We start from the raw sequence: 15583 nt of genomic DNA, 5'->3' as shown, positions 1-15583 counted from the left end.
TGGAGAACTGCCATGAAACAACGCCTTTACCAGTTGACCGAACTCGACGTCGCTCGCCTCGAGAAGCACGCCGAACACAACCCGCGCTTCCAGACAATGCTCGACGCGCTGCTCGAACGCGCGGACATCGTGCAGCCCGACGCCATCAAGGCAAACGTCGTGACGATGAACTCGCAGATCACGCTGCTCGACGAAGCGACCCAGGAGCAGGCCACCTGGACGATTGTTTATCCGGATGCCGCCAATCTCGAACTCGGACGCCTGAACGTCTTCTCGCCGGTCGGCATGGCGCTGCTGGGCACGCAGCGCGGTCAGTTGGTGAAGGTGCTGCAGCCGAGCGGCGTCGAAAAACTGATGAAGGTCGCGGCGATCGTGTTCCAGCCGGAAGCCAACGGCGAATACACGCGCTGACGCCGCTGCCGGCCGGCAGCGCACCTGTCGGCCACACCAAATAAGAAAGCGAGGCCCAGGGCCTCGCTTTTTTGCGTCCGGACGATACGTGCCTCCGTCGCAGTCTTCGTCGCTGCATTCGACGGGCGTAAAAAAAGGCGCCCGAAGGCGCCTTTTTCGATACTGCGAAGCTGGTTACCCAGCCGTCACGCTTAGAAGCGGTGACGCAGACCAACCGTTGCTGCGGTTTGGTTGATCGACGAGCTCGGCAGCGTGTTGACATCGCCGTTGTAGATCGATGCGCCAACGCCGTTCTTCGCAGCGCGCTGGTACACAGCTTGTGCGTAGACGTCGGTGCGCTTCGACAGCGAGTAGTCAGCTTGCAGGCCGAACTGGTTCCAGTGCGTGCTTTCGCCAGCAACCTTCGCGTTCGTGTACGTGTACGCTGCGCCCAGGCCCAGAGCCGGCGTCAGGTTGTACTTCGCGTTGACTTCGTAGTTGTCAGCGTGGAACGTAGCCGCGCCGTTAGCTTGGTTGTCGATACGCGATTGCGTCCATGCTGCGCCAACTTGCGCCGGGCCGAATGCGTATGCAGCAGCCGCGCCGTACGTGCGCAGGCGGCCTTGGCCGTTGAACAGAGCCGACGACGAGTCAACTGCGCCCGTGCTGTTGTTGTTCGGGTTGTTCGCTTGCGAGTAAGCTGCACCCAGCTTCAGGCCTTGGTACTGGTACGACACGCCGCCGCTGTAAGCACGGTTGTTGCCGAAGTTCGTGCTGTTCGAGAACGAGTACGTGCCGCCGAATTGCAGGCCAGCGTAGTTCGCGCTTGCGAACTTGATCGTGTTGTTAGCCGAGTAGCCGCCGTTCGTGCTCAGGTTGTCGTTGTTGAACGGGTGAGCGAAGTAGGTACCGCCCCACGAGCCCGTTGCGGTCAGCGGTGCCAGGTAGTCCTGGACGGAGTCGTACTGCTTACCCAGCGTAACCGTGCCGTACTGGCTCGACAGGCCGACGAAAGCCTGGCGGTTGAACATGCCGTTGTTGTTCGCGAACTTGCCGTTGCCGATGTTGAAGCCGCTTTCCAACGTGAAGATCGCCTTCAGGCCGCCACCGAGGTCTTCCGAACCACGCAGGCCGAAGCGGCTCTGGTCAATGCCCGAACCCATCGACCACAGCGACTTGCCTTGGCCGGCTGCGTTCTGGACGTTGCTTTGGTAGGTGATGCCTGCGTCCAGCACGCCGTACAGCGTGACGCTGCTTTGCGCGTGAGCGACGGTAGCGAACGATGCTGCAGCTGCTGCAACGATCAGAGTCTTGTTCATTCGTGGAGCTCCCTTCTAAAAAGAGGCAGGTCTCGCGACCTTGTTCATAAACGGTCTGCAACCGCCCGGGAACGCCATCGGTCCTTCTGGCCGCGCCCGGATAGTTGCCCGTTTGGGAACCGTGAGTTTAGGGGTGTACCCTAGGGGCGCGATCTGCAAATAAAGAAATAAGCTTTTCCAGAACTAGAAATAATGAAAGTGGGGACGCGTTATAAGTATTTGTTTTAACGTCCTTTTTTGACCTCTTGACGAAGCCTTTTTGGAGGCATTCATCGCACCATTCTTTCGTGTCATCGGCTTGACGGTTGCATAGAAACAACAAGCGGAATCGATGGAACCACACGAAAACGGTAATTTTTACCCAAAACAATCTCAAATATTGGGCTTGGCCACCTAAAACGCGGCGGTCGATCCGTAAACACACGGCCGCGCGGCCGGAGCCGCCCCCATTCGCCGTCGGCGCCTGCCCCAACGGGAGACCGGCGGCGACGCCCCGGCTATCGCCGGGTCGTAGTGACACGTGGTAACAGCCTTAACGGACCGCGTAACCCGGCCACCGAACCGGCGGGCTAATGTAAGGCAACCCCGATTACATATTAGAGGACCCGCCATGAATCGACGCTCGTTGTTGCGCGCCATCGGACTGTCCGCCGCCCTCGCCGCCACCGGCGGCGGGCTACGCACCGCCTCGGCCCAGCCCGTGCCGCCCGGGTACCGGCCGCCCGGACCGCCTCCGGGGCCCGGCAGGCCGCCTTATTCCGACCGCCCGGGCTACGCGCCGCCGGCACCGCGGCATGATCGCCGGCCACCGCCGCCGCGGCCGCACGGCTATGTCTGGACCGACGGCTACTGGCGCTGGCAGCGCGGCCACTATATATGGGTGTCCGGACGCTGGGTCGCCCGCCGCCCCGGGCGTCGGTGGGTGCCCGGCTACTGGCGGCGCCAAGGGCAGGTGTGGGTCTATGTCGACGGCACCTGGCGATAAGTCGTCCGGCGCGGGGCCGCATACGGCGGGCGGCCCCGCTCCACCCGCCGCAAAAAGACGGGCCGCACCATTCAAACGCCAATCGCCCCCCGTACGTCGCGCCCTTCGCAACTCCGCATACGCAAGCAACGCCATGAAAACGTTCGGATAACGCAATCACCCGATGCCGCCGCAACACACGCATTCCGTCGCCGGTTGCCACGCGACGGCACGACCTACTCCGTTGAACGCCCGCTGCGCTCCCGCTCGCGCGCGCGACGACGGGCGGCGCAAATCGCACGATGATGTTCGTCGGCCCAGCGGATCATCGCGTGCATCGGCGTCAGGAAAGAACGCCCGAGGTCCGTCAACGCATATTCGACGCGCGGCGGCACCTCGGCATACAGCGTGCGGCTGACGAATCCGTCCTGCTCGAGCCGCTTGAGCGTGCGAGACAGCATCTGCTTCGACACGTCGCCGATCGCACGGGCGAGTTCGTTGAAACGCATCGTGCCGCCGGACAGCGCCTCGATCACGAGCAGGCTCCATTGGTCGCCCATGCGGTCGAGCACATCGCGGATCGGGCACGGCTGATCGAGTTCGACGGATTCGTCGGCGGACGGAAATGGCATGACGGGATTCTCTTTCACGGGCAACGCATGGTCACCGCGGTGTGACCTGTTCACACCGCAGTGACTTCTTGTGACAGGTTCGCGGCAACTGTACCATTCGATCGACTCGATGGCCGCGCGGATTTTCCAGTTCTACGAAGCATGCGGACGCGCATCGCCGGCACCCCGTCGCCTGCCGCCGACGACGATCGGCGTCATCCACGGACGCACACCACGCACCGCGCGTCCGTTCACGAATCCCCAGACAAGGAACCTGGCACATGTCACCGCTCCGCTCCCCCGTCCGCGCCGTTGCCGCGTTCGTCCTGCTAGCCGCGTCGACGGCCGCGCTGGCCGCCGGCCCGGCCACGCGCGATCTGGCCGCCGAGGAAGCCAACCGCCAGCTCGTGCTGACGTTCTACGACCGCTTCTTCAACAAGCACGAAGCGGTCGAGGCGGCCGCCGTCGTCGCGGACGACTACAAGCAGCACAACCCGCACGTGCCCGACGGCAAGAAGCCGTTCGTGTCGTACTTCGTCGGCGCGTTCCAGAAGCACCCTCAATCGCGCGCGCGGATCGTCCGCAGCGCGACCGACGGCGACCTCGTCTATCTGCACGTGCATGCGACCGAGCGTCCGGGCGACCGCGGCGAAGCGGTGGTCGACATCTTCCGCGTGAAGGACGGCAAGATCGTCGAGCACTGGGACGTGATCCAGCCGGTGCCCGAACAAGCCGCGAACGCGAACACGATGTTCTGATCGGGCGGCCCGCGCACCGATGCGCGGCCAACACCTCGCGACACGGCACGGGCACGCAAGCAGTCGACAGCGTCGACATGATGTTCTTCGCGGCGGAGACGATCCCGGCGGCACCCGTCACGCACTCGATCGGTATACGCTGGGCGACTGGCGCAAAGACACGCTGCTCCCGCCTATCGAACGCGTCACCGATTCGCAGCTCGTGCTCTCGTGCAACGAGGACATCGACACGACGACGCTCGGCGCGATCGTGACCGTACAGACCCTGTGGACCGCCGCGCGCGAAGAACAGCAACCGCTCTACCGCGACCTGCTCGGCCCCGAGCGCACCGCGCGCAATTATCCGTTCCGCAGCCTGCGCAACGCGGGCGCGATGCTCGCGGCGGGTTGACTGGTCGGTGAGCATGATGGACCCGACGCAGATCATCCAGACCGGCGTCACGCACCGGCTGATCGATCCGCCCGCCAGCCCGCCGTGGAATCCGCACGAACGCCGCGACCCGCTCACGATGCTCGAGGCGTATACGATGAACACCGCGTATGCGCTGTGCTTCGACGACTGAACAGGCTCGCTGGAGGCGGGCAAGGATGCCGAGTCTCGCGATCCTCGACCGCAATCCGTTCGAGCACCCGATCGGCACGTTCGCGCAAATGCGCGTGATCGTGACGTGCTTCCGCGGCGAAGTCGTCTACGCGGCGTCGGGCTGGGCCGATCGAGCACTTGAGCGCGGCCTGAGCGCGGGCCGCGCGTACGTCAGGCGACGTCGAACGCGAGCACCTGCTCGGTCGTCAGCACGTCGCCGAACGTGTCCGACAGCGCGGCCAGCGTCGCACGATGGAGGTCGTGGTGCGGCATCGTGCCGCCGTCCGCGACGTCGAGATCACGCGTCGCGCATGCGTCGTCGACGATGATCACCGCATAGCCGAGCGGCACCGCATCGCGGGCCGCGCCGGCGACGCACGCATGCGTCATCAGCCCGGTGACGATCAGCGTGTCGATGCCGGCCGCCTTCAGACGCGCGTCGATGTCCGTCGTCGGGAACACGCTCACCGAGGTCTTCTTCACGACCGCGTGATGCGGCGCGGGCTGCAGGTCCGCATGAAAGCGGAAGCCGTCGCTGCCGTCGGCGAACAGCAGGCCGTCGGCCGCGCCCACGTGCTGGATGTGGAACACCGGGATGCCCGCGCGATCGGCGAACGCGATCACGCGCTGCGCGTTGCCCAGCGCACGCGGCCCGTCCGGAATCGGCAGGCGGCCGCTGAAATATTCGTTCTGGAAATCGATCACCAGCAGCGCGGTGCGAGCGGCATCGATCGACGTCGGCACGCTCGCGCCGGCCAGGGTACGGATGGTCGGATGTTGCATGGGTCGCTCTCTACTCCAGGTTGGCACATCGAACGGAACGACGGTCCGGCAAGGCCGGCGCCGCCGCACGCGGCCCCGCGGCAGGTTGCCGCCGTGGGCTGGCCTGCCGTGACCGCGAGGCGCCAGTGTCGGGCCGCACGCCCCCGCGCGACAGCGTCCCGCAAGACAATGTCCGACAGGATCGGGCCAACCTGCACGCAACCGTCCACGACAGCGCGGCGGCCAGCCACGAGAACAGCGGGTACGTGACCGTCAGCAGCGACAGCGTGCCGACGATCAGCACGGGCGGCCGGCCAATCCGGTCCGACACGATCGCCGCGACCGTATGCAGGCTGACGCTCAAGGTGCCGAACGCCGGAAAACGCGTGGAACGCCTCTCCCTGCTCCTCCCCGCTTTCCGGTCTTCACCTCGTGTGCGCTTCGTCGCGGCGCCGTATGACGCCCGCGCAATCCAGACCACGCAACTCGTCCGTTTGGATGGCACGAAGTACCGGCTTTGTTGCCATCATGGCCGTCACTCATCGCGCGGCGCCCCGCTACGGAGACACCATGAACGACACCGACGTGTCGGCCCCTGCATGAGCGGGCCCGCGCGCGTCCCCCTTCTCTCACAGGAGCAAACACGATGAAACGACTCGAAGGCAAGGTGGCGTTGATCACGGGCGGTGCCCGCGGCCAGGGCGAGGCGGAGGCACGCCGGTTCGTCGCCGAAGGCGCACGCGTGGTGATCGCCGACGTGCTGGACGACGCGGGCCAATGCATCGCGGCGGAACTCGGCGACGCCGCGCGCTACCAGCATCTCGACGTGACGAACGAAGACGACTGGCATACCGCCGTCCATGCGACGCTCGCGCATTTCGGTCGGCTGGACATCCTCGTGAACAACGCGGCGATCCTGAAGCTCGTGCCGATCGAATCGTGTTCGCTCGACGACTATCGCAAGGTGATCGACGTCAACCAGGTCGGCTGCTGGCTCGGCATGAAATCGGCACTGGCCGCGCTGAAGGATGCGGGTGGCGGCTCGATCGTCAACGTGTCGTCGACGGCCGGAATGGAAGGCGTGGCCGGCGGCAGCGCCTATGTGTCGAGCAAGTTCGCGGTGCGCGGGATGACGAAGGCCGCCGCACTCGAGTTCGGCCGCTACGGCATCCGCGTGAACTCGGTCCACCCTGGTGGCATCGACACCGCGATGGCACGCCCGCCGGAATACGCCGATTTCGACCCTTCGTCGATCTATGGCGGACTGCCGATCGCGCGCATCGGCAAGCCCGACGAAGTGGCGAGCCTCGTGCTGTTCCTCGCGTCCGACGAATCCGCGTATTGCACGGGTTCGGAATTCATCGTCGACGGCGGGATGCTCGCGGGCAGCACATTCCACTGATCCGCACCGCAGTCGACATGCAATGCGGTGCTCAATACCCCTTCGGCTGAATCGCCGGGGCGCCGACACCGCGCGCCGCCTGCCCGCCGCCGCGCACGAGGAAGCGCCCGCGCGGGCCGTACACGCCTTCTGCTTCCGGATACATCGTCAGCAACACGAAATACAGCAGCCCACCGACCACCAGCGACACCGGCACGCTGAGATCGAGCCCGCCCGCGAGATTGCCGAGCGGCCCGACGAACTGGCCCGGCAGGTTCACGAACGACAGTCCGACGAAGGCCGCCGGCAGCCATGCGCCCATCGCGCGCAGGTTCCAGCCATGCGTGAACCAGTAGTGACCGCCGCGCAGTCCGCGGTTGAACACCTGCAGGTCGTCCGCGAGATAGAAGCCGCGGCGCGTCACGTAGCCGATCACCATGATCGCCATCCACGGGCAGCTGAACGTGTCGATCAGCGTCGAGAACGTCGCGACGCTTTCGACCAGGTTGAACCAGAAACGGCCGACGAAGATGAACGCGATCGCGATCGTGCCGATCAGCAGCGTCGCGCGCACGCGGTTCAGGAAGCGCGGAAACATGCTCGACACGTCGAGGCCCGTGCCGTACAGCGCGGTCGTGCCGGTCGACATCCCGCCGATGATCGCGATCAGGCACATCGGCGGCAGGAACCAGCGCGGCGATACGGCGAGCAGCCCACCAACGTAGTCGTTCGACGCGATGAACGCGGGCGCCTTCGACGCGATGATCGTCGCGGTCGCGAGACCGAAGAAGAACGGCACGAAGGTCGCGAACTGCGCGGCGAACACGGCGCCCATCACGCGCCGCTTCGGCGTCTGCTGCGGAATGTAGCGCGCCCAGTCGCCGAGCGTCGACGCGAACGACACCGGGTTGCTCAACGCGACCAGCACCGCGCCGACGAACGCGGCCCAGAAGCCTGCACTGCCCGGGTTCAGCGTGCCCGCGTAGTTCATGTCGAACATCCCCGCGAACGCGAACAGGCCCGCGACGAACAGCAGGCTCGCCGCCCACACGGCGATCTTGTTGACCCACAGCATGAAGCGGAAGCCGTAGATGCAGACGATCAGCACGAGCACCGCGAACACCAGGTACGCGGCGCCGAGCGTGAAACCGTTGACCGGCACGCCGACCATGTCGTGCGCGCCGCCGACGAGCGCATCGCCCGAGCTCCACACCGCGAGCGAGAAGAACGCGATCGACGTGAGCAGCGCGAGGAACGACCCGACGATCCGGCCGTGAATGCCGAAATGCGCGCCGGACGACACAGGATCACTCGTGCCGTTGCGCGGGCCGAACAGGCTCATCGGCGCGAGGATGCAGGTGCCGGCGAGCACGCCGAGCACGATCGCGCACACGCCGGCCTTGAACGACAGCCCGACCAGCACGGGAAAACTGCCGAGCACCGACGTGGAAAACGTATTGCAGCCGCCGAACAGCAACCGGAACAGATCGATCGGACGCGCATAGCGCGATGCATCGGGAATGCGCTCGAAACCGAACGATTCGACTTGCGTAATCCTGCCTTCAGCCATTTGTCTCCAGCTCCTCTGGTGCGTCGTTACGGCCCGCGACCGCGGCCATACGACACATCGCCATCAATTCGCGGCCACTCTAAACCGGATCGGGCGGCGCAAATATCACGCATTCGAGACGTTTACGACGAAGGAGAACAATGTTTCGCGGCGGCGCATCGGCCGGTTGCCGCACCATGCTGGCGGCGCGGGCGATGCAAGGTGCGACGACCGATGCGCCGGGCTGCCGCCGGCGCGCGAGCCGCGTCCTACTGCCCCGACTGCGCGAGCGGCGCGACGGTCGTCACGCCGACTTCGGGAAGAGGTTGGGCCGACGATTCGCCTTTGCCGTCGTGACAGCCCGACAACGCCAGCAGCAGTGCACAGGCCGCGCCCAAAGGCGATGTCCTGCGTAGGGATAAGGAGAGCATGATGCCTCGCGACGGGTTAAACTGCCGCGCAGCATAAAAGTTGAAGTTAACTTCAAGTCAAGCTTTCCCGGAGGGCGTCATGGGTATCGACGAAACCCCGCAATGGCCGCTGATGTCGATCCGCGAAGTGGCCGCGCGCAGTGGCGTGCCGGCATCGACGCTGCGCTTCTACGAGACGCGCGGGCTCATCAAGTCGCACCGCAACGGCTCGAGCCATCGCCACTATTCGCGCGCGGTGCTGCGGCTGATCGCGTTCATCGTGTTCGCGCAGAAGATCGGCTACTCGCTCGACGAGATCGCCGAACAGCTCGTGAGCCTGCCGGAAGACACCGCGCCGACCAACAAGGACTGGCAGCGGCTGTCGCGCGGCTGGAAGCAGCGCGTCGCGAACCGGATCGAGGAACTGCAGCGGCTCTACATCAACCTCGACGAATGCATCGGCTGCGGCTGCCTGTCGCTGAAGCGCTGCAAGCTGACCAATCCCGAGGACCGCGCGGGCCGCAACGGGCCCGGTGCGCGGCGCTGGCTCGGCGATACGCCGCCCGACCTCGACTGACGCGTGCGGCCGGCGCGACGCTCGACGCCGCGCCGCTTTCCCGCCTCACCCGCCCCGCCAGCCGCCGCTCACCGCGATCGCCGTGCCGGTGAGGTAGCCGGTTTGCCCGAATGCTGACGGTTGGTAACCTTGGCATCACCGGGCACTGCATGGAGACAGGTCAATCACGCCTGCGCGCAGGCCGACTTCGCGCCGCGCGCGGCGCTCAGACGCGCAGGATGTTGAGCGCGACGTCGAGCACGGCCTGCCGGAACGCATCCTGCCGCGTGGGCAGCGACGTGAATTCCAGCATCAGGTGGCTGTACGACACCGTCGTGCCGACCGCGCTCGCGATCATGAAGAACAGCACGTTCGGATCGACCGGGCGGATCTCGCCGGCCTCGACCGCGTCGGCCAGCAGCGGAAACATCGCGTCGTGATACGGGCGCACGATCCGCTGCTGCAGGCAGTCGAGCCGCCCGCCCTCCTCGGTCGCCGCCGTCGAGAAGAACATGCCGACGTCCGGCTCCTCGAATTCGTGATCGACGCACAGCTCGATCGCGCGCCGCACGCGCTCGCGATGCGGCAATGACGACGTGCGCAACGCGCGCAACGCATCGAACAGCGGCTTGGCGAGGTCGACGATCTGCTCGACGACGGCCAGCCACAACGCCTCCTTCGTGCCGAAATGATGGGCGATCAGCGCGGCGTCGACGCCCAGTTCGCGCGCGACCTCGCGCACGCTCGTCGCATCGTAGCCGCGCTTCGCGAACGTGCGGCGCGCGGCCCGCAATATCACGTCCGGACCGACGGACGCCTCCGCCAGCGGCCGCCCGCGCGTACGCCGTTTCGATGGCGCGCGCTCAGTGACTTCAGCCACGTTTTTCTGCTCCCGTTGAATGAATCGAACGCCCGTGTTCGGGCCCCGGTTCCACATCGCCAAAACCGGGCCGCCTGCCCCGCTTCGTTGACACGCGAAGCCGGGAAGCGCTAGGATCATACCTTATTCATCACGTGATGATTTATCCATGACAACCCCTACTCGCATCGTGATCGTCGGCGGCGGCATCGCCGGATTGCAGCTCGCGACCCGCCTCGGCGAGCGTCTCGGCCGCACCGGGCGCGCCCAGGTCACCGTCGTCGACCGCAGCCCGACCCATGTCTGGAAGCCGATGCTGCACACGATCGCGGCCGGCACGCGCGACGTGCAGCAACAGCAGGTGATCTTCCTCGCCCATGCGCGCGATCACGGCTATACGTACCAGCCCGGCGAACTGAAGGGGCTCGATCGCGCGCGCCGCCGCGTGCAGCTGGGCGAGATCCGCTCGCAGGACGGCGAACTTGTGATCGACGCGCGCGAACTCGAATACGACGTGCTGATCCTCGCGCTCGGCAGCCAGGCCAACGATTTCGGCGTGCCGGGCGTGCGCGAGCACTGCTACTTCATCGACAGCCAGCAGCAAGCCGAAACCTTCAACGAAGCGCTGCGGATGCGCGTGTTCCGCAGCATCGCGCGCGACGAGCCGTTTCGCGTCGCGATCGTCGGTGCGGGCGCAACGGGCGTGGAGCTGGCGGCGGAATTGAGCCGGCTGCTGGAAGTAGCGCAGGCCTATGGGGATGCGACGGTGCGCGAGCGGCTGCAGCTCACGCTGCTCGAGAGCGGCCCGCGCATCCTCGCCGCGTTTCCGCCGAAGATTTCAGCGTCGGCGCAGCGGCGGCTCGAGCAGATCGGCTTTCACGTGCTGACGTCGACGCGCGTGACGGCGGCCGATGCGAACGGTTTCCACTACGGCGACGGTTCGTTCGCCGAAGCGGATCTGATGGTGTGGGCGGCCGGCGTGAAGGCGCCCGATTTCATGCAGGCGCTGGGCGGGCTCGACACGAACCGCGCGAACCAGATCCTGGTCGAGTCCACGTTGCAGGCCACGACCGACGAGCACGTGTTCGCGATCGGCGATTGCGCGAGCCTGCAGCCCGACGGCCATGAACGGCCGCTGCCGCCCACCGCGCAGGTGGCGACCCAGCAGGCCGAGCATCTCGCGAAGCACCTCCCCGCATGGCTCGACGGCAAGCCGCTGCCGCCGTTCGCGTTCCACGATTTCGGCGCGCTCGTGTCGATCAGCGACTACGACGCGTTCGGCACGCTCGGGCAATTCGGGTTCTTCCGCGGCGGCTTCATCCAGGGCCGTTTCGCGCAATTCAGCCACCTGATGCTGTACCGGCGGCACCAGCAGGCGCTGCACGGATTCTCCAAGGCGACGCTGCAGTGGATCGCCGAACGGATCAACGGCTGCGTGCAGCCGCGCATCCGCCTGTCGTGAGGCCGCGGGTCGCGGCATCGCGTAACGTTTCGAGGAAAACAAGGATGAGCAACAGTGCAGTAGCCTGGCTCAGGACCGTCGCCGCGATCGGCAGCTTCGACATGCCGTCCGTCTCATGGGCCGCCCCGCGACGGCGCAGCATCTCGCGCGATCGCCTGCCGTCGTGGGACGCGACAAGCCACCCGACGATCAGCGTGCTCGAGCGGCCCACGGCCGACACCGTGATGATTTCGTGGTGCGACGCGTGCACCGGCCACTACGGTTACCAGAAGTGGCGGCAGTTCACGACGCGCAAGCGCGGCGTCTGTGCGCTGTCGGGGCGGCCGATCGCGGCCGGCGACAGCGTCTATGCACCGCAATTGCTCGGCTCGGCGCCGGGCAACGCCGCCGCGATGGTGCTGGCGGCGTGTATCGACGAGGCGTGTGCCGTTTAAACGGTCGTCGCCCGACCGGCGCCATAGGCCGGATCGCCGTTCTGCCGTTCCAGTTCCGCGTCGAGATGCGCGGCATGCGCCTTCGCTTCGGACTCCGACATCAGCTCGCCCTCCCACTTCGCGACCACGGCGCTGGCGATCGAGTTGCCGACCGCATTGGTGGCCGAGCGCCCCATGTCGAGGAACGTGTCGACGCCGAGAATCAGCAACAGCCCCGCTTCCGGGATATCGAACTGGTGCAGCGTCGCCGCGATCACGACGAGCGATGCGCGCGGCACGCCGGCCATCCCCTTCGACGTCAGCATCAGGACCAGCAACATCGTGATCTGCGTGCCGAGCGACAGGTGGATGTTGTACGCCTGCGCGATGAACAGCGACGCGAACGTGCAGTACATCATCGAGCCGTCGAGGTTGAACGAATAGCCCATCGGCATCACGAAGCTCGAGATCTTGCGGCGCACGCCGAACCGGTCGAGCGCGTCGAGGATCTTCGGATACGCGGCTTCGGAACTCGCGGTCGCGAACGACAGCATGAACGCTTCCTTGATCAGCGCGAGCAGCTTGAACACGCGACGGCCGAGGAACAGCAGGCCGGCGATCACGAGCGTGCTCCACAGCAGGAACAGGCTGACGTAGAAGTCGCCCATGAACACCGCGAACTTCAGCAGGATCGACAGCCCGTTGATCGCGACGGTCGACGCCATCGCCGCCAGCACCGCGAGCGGCGCGAGCTTCATCACGTAGCCGGTGATCTTCAGCATCACGTGCGCGAGCTGGTCGATCGCGGCCACGAGGATCTTGCCGCGCTCGCCGAGCGCCGACAGCGCGACGCCGAAGAACATCGAGAACACGACGATCTGCAGGATCTCGTTGTTCGCCATCGCCTCGGCGATCGACTTCGGCACCATGTGGCTGACGAAATCCTTCAGCGTGAACTTGGACGTCGCGAGATGCGCGGATGCGCCGATGTCCGGCAGCGGCAGGCCGAGGTTCTCGCCGGGGCGCAGCAGGTTTGCCATCAGCAGCCCGAGCAGCAGCGAGATCAGCGACGCGGTGACGAACCAGCCGAACGCCTTCACGAACACGCGCCCCACCGACGATGCGTCGCCCATGTGCGCGATGCCGACGACGAGCGTGGAGAACACCAGCGGGCCGATCACCATCTTGATCAGCCGCAGGAACACGTCGGACACCAGGGAGATATAGCCGGCGATCTCGGTCGCCGATTGCTTGTCCGGAAACTGCGTGTAGATCATGTAGCCGATGAAGATGCCGGCCGCCATCGCAAGCAGGATCCAGACTGCCGCAGACATTCGTTTGTTCATAACGGAACTCGACGCACGGTGCAGGAATGAAAGAAGGAAATGCGCGCGCCGGTGCCGTGCCACGGCGCGCGTTGCGGGCCGGTCATGCCCTGCATTCCGGGCAGCCGCCACGCTCGATACTTCGAAAGTCCGCGAACGGACGCGCTGTCGCTGTCGCGGCCCCGGCGCTCGCGCGATGGCGAACGCCGGGACAGCCGTTCAGCGTGATGCGATCCAATCAGATCCGACCCGGTCAGTACCCGATCGCCGAACCGGCCGGGCGGCGCGGATCGTTGACGCCGTAGATGTAGCCGACGCGCACGTTGCCGGACACCGACGAGTCGTTGCCGGAACTCTGGTGGCTCACCGCCTCGGTGCCGGGCAGGCCGACCATGATCAGCTCGGCGGCGCCCCACGGCGTCTGCTCGGTCATCTTGTAGCCCATGTTGCGCAGGATCGCGACCGTATCGGGCGACAGGCCGCGGGTCTCGTAATAGACCTCGTCCGGCAGCCATTGATGGTGGACGCGCGGCGCACCGACCGCATCCTGCGGCGTCATCCCGTAGTCGATCACGTTCAGCACGGTCTGCAGCGTGATCGTGATGATGCGCGAGCCGCCCGGCGAGCCGACCACCATGAACACCTTGCCGTCCTTCTTCACGATCGTCGGCGCCATCGACGACAGCGGACGCTTGCCCGGCGCGATCGAGTTGCGCGTGCCCTGCACGAGGCCGAACAGGTTCTGCGCGCCGACCTTGACCGTGAAGTCGTCCATCTCGTCATTCAGGAAGAAGCCCGTGCCCGGCGCGATCACCACGGCGCCGAAGCGGCCGTTGACCGTGTACGTGGTCGACACCGCGTTGCCGTCGCGGTCGATGATCGAGTAGTGGGTCGTCTCCGGCTTCTCGTGCACGCCGACGCCCGGCTGCACGTCGACCGACGCCGTCGCCGTCTCGCCGCTGATCTGCTTGCGGATCTCGGCTGCATATTGCTTGCTCGTCAGCTTCGCGACCGGATTGTCGATGAAGTTGGGGTCGCCCAGCAGCGTGTTGCGATCCTCGTACGCGTGGCGCATCGCCTCGGTCATGTAGTGGACCACCGAAGCCGACTGGTAGCCGAACTTGCGCAGGTCATACCCTTCGAGGACGTTCAGCGTCTCGCACATCGTCACGCCGCCCGAGCTCGGCGGCGGCGCCGACACGAACTCGTAGCCGCGATACGTACAGGTCAGCGGCGCGATGTCCTGCGCGCGATACGATGAGAAATCGGCCGCCGTGATCAGCCCGCCGCCGCGCTTCGCGGCCGCTTCGACGATCTTCGGAATCTCGCCGTGATAGAACGCGTCGGGGCCCTGCTCCGCGATGCGCTCGAGCGTGCGCGCCAGGTCCTTCTGCACCAGGCGGTCGCCCGGCTGCAGCGGCGTGCCGTCCGGGCGCAGGAAGATGCGCGCGGCTTCCGGGTCCTTCTTGAAGCGGTCGATCGTCGTGTCGAGGATGTCCGTATCGCCGCGCGTCAGCACGAAGCCGTCGCGCGCGAGCCGAATCGCCGGCGCCATCACCTGCCGGCGCGTCAGCTTGCCGTACTTGCGCTGCGCGAGGTCGAGACCCGCGACCGTGCCCGGCACGCCGACCGCGCGATAGCCGTACAGGCTGTCGTCCGGAATGACGTTGCCCTTCGCATCGAGATACATGTTCGCCGAAGCCGCGGCCGGCGCCGTCTCGCGGAAGTTGATGAAGCGGTCGCGGCCGTCGGCCAGGTGCACGGTCATGAAGCCGCCGCCGCCGATGTTGCCGCAGCACGGATTGGTCACCGCTTGCGCGTAGCCGACCGCCACGGCGGCGTCCACCGCGTTGCCGCCTTCCTTCAGGATGTCGACGCCGATCTGCGACGCGAAGTGCTGCGACGACACGACCATGCCGTTCTTTGCTTCCACCGCGGGTTCCGAAGCGGCGAGCGCACCTGCGCTCATGGCCGACAACAGGGTGAGTACTACGAGCCGCCTCATGACGGAATCCTCCAGACGAATAACCGGGCGCATGCCGGGATGCGCGGCCCGTCCCGAGGGTGAGCCGACGCTGTTGATCCGGCATGTAATGAACAATACATTCCGGCGAGGCCGCGATCATAGCATCGGCATTTTCATCTCAAAACCTAGGGTTATCACTGAAATTATGCGCAGAATTACGCGCCGGTCGGCCGTGTGTTATGTTTGTTTTATTACACATATGAATGATCGATGCT

General features: G+C 65.9%; 17 protein-coding genes and 1 pseudogene. 9 read left to right on the top strand and 9 right to left on the bottom strand.

Features of this window, described 5'->3' with window-relative positions; all coding sequences use genetic code 11:
• The first annotated feature begins 12 nt into the window (after positions 1–12).
• Positions 13–411, top strand: coding sequence for a GreA/GreB family elongation factor (locus DIE23_RS00675; protein ID WP_124610332.1), 399 nt, complete (start codon positions 13–15; stop codon positions 409–411).
• Between the two features lie 191 nt (positions 412–602).
• On the opposite strand, the gene DIE23_RS00670 is transcribed toward DIE23_RS00675, so the two are convergent.
• Positions 603–1709, bottom strand: coding sequence for a porin (locus tag DIE23_RS00670; RefSeq protein WP_124610331.1), 1107 nt, complete (start codon positions 1707–1709; stop codon positions 603–605).
• Positions 1710–2319: 610 nt separating this feature from the next.
• On the opposite strand from DIE23_RS00670, the gene DIE23_RS00660 reads away from it, so the two are divergent.
• Positions 2320–2694, top strand: a complete 375-nt coding sequence (locus DIE23_RS00660; protein ID WP_124610329.1) for a YXWGXW repeat-containing protein — start codon at positions 2320–2322, stop codon at positions 2692–2694.
• Positions 2695–2909: 215 nt separating this feature from the next.
• Here DIE23_RS00660 and DIE23_RS00655 read toward each other — a convergent pair whose 3' ends face one another.
• Entirely contained in the window at positions 2910–3305 is a 396-nt protein-coding gene (locus DIE23_RS00655) for a helix-turn-helix domain-containing protein (protein WP_124610328.1), read from the bottom strand.
• A gap of 260 nt (positions 3306–3565) precedes the next feature.
• Between DIE23_RS00655 and DIE23_RS00650 the strand changes: the two genes are divergently transcribed.
• From DIE23_RS00650 to DIE23_RS39945, 3 genes are all read left to right on the top strand, one after another.
• Positions 3566–4042 carry a nuclear transport factor 2 family protein gene (locus tag DIE23_RS00650; protein WP_124610327.1) on the top strand — a complete coding sequence of 159 codons (477 nt, stop codon included), beginning with the start codon at positions 3566–3568 and terminating at the stop codon, positions 4040–4042.
• 202 nt (positions 4043–4244) lie between these two features.
• On the top strand, positions 4245–4433 hold the full coding sequence (locus tag DIE23_RS39950) for a hypothetical protein (RefSeq protein WP_260435909.1): 189 nt from the start codon (positions 4245–4247) through the stop codon (positions 4431–4433).
• A 13-nt stretch (positions 4434–4446) separates the two neighbouring features.
• Positions 4447–4605 (top strand): hypothetical protein, encoded by a 159-nt coding sequence (locus tag DIE23_RS39945; RefSeq protein WP_260435908.1) that lies wholly within the window; start codon positions 4447–4449, stop codon positions 4603–4605.
• A gap of 191 nt (positions 4606–4796) precedes the next feature.
• On the opposite strand, the gene DIE23_RS00635 is transcribed toward DIE23_RS39945, so the two are convergent.
• A complete protein-coding gene (locus DIE23_RS00635) occupies positions 4797–5408 on the bottom strand; it encodes a cysteine hydrolase family protein (RefSeq protein ID WP_124610326.1) in 612 nt (203 codons plus the stop codon).
• Positions 5409–5418: 10 nt separating this feature from the next.
• Positions 5419–5751: a hypothetical protein gene (locus tag DIE23_RS39940; protein WP_260435907.1), complete on the bottom strand. Its 333-nt coding sequence runs from the start codon at positions 5749–5751 to the stop codon at positions 5419–5421.
• 282 nt (positions 5752–6033) lie between these two features.
• On the opposite strand from DIE23_RS39940, the gene DIE23_RS00625 reads away from it, so the two are divergent.
• Positions 6034–6789, top strand: a complete 756-nt coding sequence (locus DIE23_RS00625; protein ID WP_124610325.1) for a glucose 1-dehydrogenase — start codon at positions 6034–6036, stop codon at positions 6787–6789.
• Between the two features lie 31 nt (positions 6790–6820).
• On the opposite strand, the gene DIE23_RS00620 is transcribed toward DIE23_RS00625, so the two are convergent.
• Together DIE23_RS00620 and DIE23_RS00610 are read right to left on the bottom strand one after the other, a co-directional pair.
• A complete protein-coding gene (locus DIE23_RS00620) occupies positions 6821–8338 on the bottom strand; it encodes a cytosine permease (protein ID WP_124610324.1) in 1518 nt (505 codons plus the stop codon).
• A 269-nt stretch (positions 8339–8607) separates the two neighbouring features.
• A pseudogene (locus tag DIE23_RS00610) lies at positions 8608–8748 on the bottom strand (efflux transporter periplasmic adaptor subunit); the annotation flags it as partial.
• Between the two features lie 79 nt (positions 8749–8827).
• Here DIE23_RS00610 and soxR point away from each other — a divergent pair.
• A complete protein-coding gene (gene soxR, locus DIE23_RS00605; RefSeq protein ID WP_011659121.1) occupies positions 8828–9304 on the top strand; it encodes a redox-sensitive transcriptional activator SoxR in 477 nt (158 codons plus the stop codon).
• Between the two features lie 205 nt (positions 9305–9509).
• On the opposite strand, the gene DIE23_RS00600 is transcribed toward soxR, so the two are convergent.
• Positions 9510–10163 carry a TetR/AcrR family transcriptional regulator gene (locus DIE23_RS00600; RefSeq protein WP_124610322.1) on the bottom strand — a complete coding sequence of 218 codons (654 nt, stop codon included), beginning with the start codon at positions 10161–10163 and terminating at the stop codon, positions 9510–9512.
• A 148-nt stretch (positions 10164–10311) separates the two neighbouring features.
• Here DIE23_RS00600 and DIE23_RS00595 point away from each other — a divergent pair, with 148 nt between their 5' ends.
• Positions 10312–11604, top strand: a complete 1293-nt coding sequence (locus DIE23_RS00595; RefSeq protein ID WP_124610321.1) for an NAD(P)/FAD-dependent oxidoreductase — start codon at positions 10312–10314, stop codon at positions 11602–11604.
• Positions 11605–11648: 44 nt separating this feature from the next.
• Positions 11649–12038 (top strand): DUF3331 domain-containing protein, encoded by a 390-nt coding sequence (locus tag DIE23_RS00590; RefSeq protein WP_124610320.1) that lies wholly within the window; start codon positions 11649–11651, stop codon positions 12036–12038.
• On the opposite strand, the gene DIE23_RS00585 is transcribed toward DIE23_RS00590, so the two are convergent.
• Together DIE23_RS00585 and ggt are read right to left on the bottom strand one after the other, a co-directional pair.
• Entirely contained in the window at positions 12035–13363 is a 1329-nt protein-coding gene (locus DIE23_RS00585; RefSeq protein ID WP_124610319.1) for a dicarboxylate/amino acid:cation symporter, read from the bottom strand. The genes DIE23_RS00590 and DIE23_RS00585 overlap by 4 nt on opposite strands.
• 232 nt (positions 13364–13595) lie before the next feature.
• Entirely contained in the window at positions 13596–15347 is a 1752-nt protein-coding gene (gene ggt / locus DIE23_RS00580) for a gamma-glutamyltransferase (RefSeq protein WP_124610318.1), read from the bottom strand.
• Positions 15348–15583: the final 236 nt, after the last annotated feature.

The organism is Burkholderia sp. Bp9143 (assembly GCF_003853645.1).
GTDB lineage: Bacteria > Pseudomonadota > Gammaproteobacteria > Burkholderiales > Burkholderiaceae > Burkholderia.
The sequence above is the reverse complement of the archived record's forward strand: the minus strand, read 5'-3'. Positions and strand labels throughout refer to the sequence as shown.

Bases quoted from the DNA above. Each gene is read 5' to 3' on its own strand.
- DIE23_RS00675 (WP_124610332.1), top strand. From the start codon at position 13: ATGAAACAACGCCTTTACCAGTTGACCGAACTCGACGTCGCTCGCCTC.
- DIE23_RS00670 (WP_124610331.1), bottom strand. From the start codon at position 1,709: ATGAACAAGACTCTGATCGTTGCAGCAGCTGCAGCATCGTTCGCTACC.
- DIE23_RS00660 (WP_124610329.1), top strand. From the start codon at position 2,320: ATGAATCGACGCTCGTTGTTGCGCGCCATCGGACTGTCCGCCGCCCTC.
- DIE23_RS00655 (WP_124610328.1), bottom strand. From the start codon at position 3,305: ATGCCATTTCCGTCCGCCGACGAATCCGTCGAACTCGATCAGCCGTGC.
- DIE23_RS00650 (WP_124610327.1), top strand. From the start codon at position 3,566: ATGTCACCGCTCCGCTCCCCCGTCCGCGCCGTTGCCGCGTTCGTCCTG.
- DIE23_RS39945 (WP_260435908.1), top strand. From the start codon at position 4,447: ATGATGGACCCGACGCAGATCATCCAGACCGGCGTCACGCACCGGCTG.
- DIE23_RS00635 (WP_124610326.1), bottom strand. From the start codon at position 5,408: ATGCAACATCCGACCATCCGTACCCTGGCCGGCGCGAGCGTGCCGACG.
- DIE23_RS00625 (WP_124610325.1), top strand. From the start codon at position 6,034: ATGAAACGACTCGAAGGCAAGGTGGCGTTGATCACGGGCGGTGCCCGC.
- DIE23_RS00620 (WP_124610324.1), bottom strand. From the start codon at position 8,338: ATGGCTGAAGGCAGGATTACGCAAGTCGAATCGTTCGGTTTCGAGCGC.
- soxR (WP_011659121.1), top strand. From the start codon at position 8,828: ATGGGTATCGACGAAACCCCGCAATGGCCGCTGATGTCGATCCGCGAA.
- DIE23_RS00595 (WP_124610321.1), top strand. From the start codon at position 10,312: ATGACAACCCCTACTCGCATCGTGATCGTCGGCGGCGGCATCGCCGGA.
- DIE23_RS00590 (WP_124610320.1), top strand. From the start codon at position 11,649: ATGAGCAACAGTGCAGTAGCCTGGCTCAGGACCGTCGCCGCGATCGGC.
- DIE23_RS00585 (WP_124610319.1), bottom strand. From the start codon at position 13,363: ATGAACAAACGAATGTCTGCGGCAGTCTGGATCCTGCTTGCGATGGCG.
- ggt (WP_124610318.1), bottom strand. From the start codon at position 15,347: ATGAGGCGGCTCGTAGTACTCACCCTGTTGTCGGCCATGAGCGCAGGT.